The 404-nt window shown below is 60.9% G+C and carries 1 protein-coding gene; it reads left to right on the forward strand.

Features of this window, described 5'->3' with window-relative positions:
• Positions 1-404: EF-Tu/IF-2/RF-3 family GTPase (locus AC3XQU_RS23105; protein WP_489876493.1), on the forward strand; the 404-nt coding region annotated here is incomplete at both ends.

Here is a 404-nt window from a genome sequence, read left to right on the forward strand (position 1 = left end):
ACCTACATCCCAACGCCAGAGCGCGCTGTTGACGGCGCCTTCCTGATGCCAGTGGAAGACGTGTTCTCGATCTCGGGCCGCGGCACCGTCGTGACCGGTCGTGTCGAGCGCGGTATCGTCAAGGTCGGCGAAGAAATCGAAATCGTCGGTATCGTCGACACCGTCAAGACCACCTGCACCGGCGTGGAAATGTTCCGCAAGCTGCTGGACCAGGGTCAAGCTGGCGACAACGTCGGCCTGCTGCTGCGCGGTACCAAGCGTGAAGACGTCCAGCGTGGCCAGGTCCTGGCCAAGCCAGGTTCGATCAAGCCGCACAACCACTTCACCGGCGAGATCTACGTTCTGTCGAAAGATGAAGGCGGCCGTCACACCCCGTTCTTCAACAACTACCGTCCGCAGTTCTA

Source organism: Telluria sp. AZSoR62, from assembly GCF_058111565.1.